Source organism: Nocardia cerradoensis NBRC 101014 (genome assembly GCF_000308535.1).
Lineage (GTDB): Bacteria > Actinomycetota > Actinomycetes > Mycobacteriales > Mycobacteriaceae > Nocardia > Nocardia cerradoensis.
The window spans coordinates 1-1,493 of the sequence record NZ_BAFW01000296.1; the positions used below are offsets into that span (position 1 = coordinate 1).

At 69.1% G+C, this 1,493-nt stretch carries 3 protein-coding genes; 1 reads left to right on the plus strand and 2 read right to left on the minus strand.

The genetic code is table 11. The annotated features are described in order from the left end of the window. Positions 1–517: hypothetical protein (locus tag ON23_RS36185; RefSeq protein ID WP_245556156.1), on the plus strand; the 517-nt coding region annotated here is incomplete at its 5' end. 171 nt (positions 518–688) lie between these two features. On the opposite strand, the gene ON23_RS28030 is transcribed toward ON23_RS36185, so the two are convergent. Both ON23_RS28030 and ON23_RS28035 read right to left on the minus strand, forming a co-directional pair. Beyond that, positions 689–1,147, minus strand: a complete 459-nt coding sequence (locus ON23_RS28030; protein ID WP_039781906.1) for a MarR family winged helix-turn-helix transcriptional regulator — start codon at positions 1,145–1,147, stop codon at positions 689–691. A gap of 109 nt (positions 1,148–1,256) precedes the next feature. Then, positions 1,257–1,493, minus strand: a 237-nt coding sequence (locus ON23_RS28035; RefSeq protein WP_039781907.1) for a hypothetical protein, incomplete at its 5' end; no start/stop codon positions are given.

Sequence of the window (1,493 nt, forward strand, 5' to 3'; positions counted from 1 at the left end):
CGGCACGGGCGAGGGGGTCCAGGTGCGCATGCGTCTGGACGCCAACCGTCGCCGCCGGCTGATCACCAGAATCTCGTTGTGGCTGTTGGCGATCAACGGGATCGTGGTCGGTCTCTGGGCGGTGCTGCTGCCCGAACCGTGGTTTCGCAGCTTCCCGGGCTTCGGGCTGAACTGGGTCGCGATGGACGGCCCGTACAACCACCACCTGGCCACCGACGTCGGGGCGTTCTTCCTCGGCTTCGGCGCGCTCAGCCTCGCGGCACTGTACTACCGCGACAGTGTGGTGGCCCGGGTCGCCGGAATCGGCTGGCTGGTCTTCGGAATCCCCCATCTCGTCTACCACGCCGCACACAAGCCGGAACAGATGAGCGGCGCCAACTTCGCGCTCAGCCTGATCGCCGCCGCACTGCTGCCGGCACTCGCCGCGGCCGTCATCGTGGCCGCACCTCGCGAACGCGTCCAACTGCGCGATCCGGCGCCGATGAATATCCGTTTCCCCCGCCGTCGTAGTAAGTGAGAGCGCGGTAACAGGGCCGGCACCGCCGGCGATGAGCAAGCATCGGAGAAAAGGTTCAACGGCGAACCACGGGAGATCAACGGCGATCTTCGGCAACGGGCGCGACGGGGCAACCGGTCGTCACCGCCTCCGACCAGCAGATTCACCCATTACCGCAACAACTCGATACTTCTACTGCGGATCCGCGCCCGCGCCCACGATGGCCGCGCGCGGAACCGCCGCCAGCACCATCAGCGCGTTGAGGAATCCGGTCCGGTCCGCCGCGTCCAAGCGGCCGAGCAGCTCTTCCTCCTTGGACTGGATATCGGACTGCGCCGCCTGCGCCAGGGCCCGCCCCGCCGCGGTCACCGCCAGCAGCCGGGCCCGCCGGTCGGCCGGATCCGGATAGCGCTCGATCAGGCCGCGCTCCTGGAGATCGTCGAGGACGGCGATGATGCGGGTCTTGTCGGCACCGATCTCCTCCGCGAGCACCCCCTGCCCGCGCGCCGGCCCCCGGCCCAGTGCCAGCAGCACCGAATACGCCCACATGGTCAGCCCGTGCGATTCGAGTACCGGCCGCTCGGCCGCCATCAGGGCACGTCCGAGCGGCACGATCATCGCCGCCAGATCGGGTCGCTGCGCATCCGCCATGCCGAACAAGATACGTCCTCACCGATCCGCTTCCGTCACGGTCCGGCCGACTTCGCCGGCGCCGCCGAAAGCACGGACGCCGCAATGTGCGATTCGCTTGTGCGAGTGGTTATTTCGCTTCTGCCGGCCAGGACGGCGAACGGCCCAGCAGACCGAGGATCCGGGCGAGCGGATCGGAGGTCTCGCCAGTGGGCACCGCGGGCGCGAACGCCGAACCGGGCTGCAGCCGGAAGTCCCCATCGGGCACCGCCTCGGCGATCCGCAGCGCCGGCCCGGCCAGTTCCGGATCCAGGTCGTAGGGCAGATCGATCGCGCGGGCCACATCCCATCCGTGCACGACATAGTC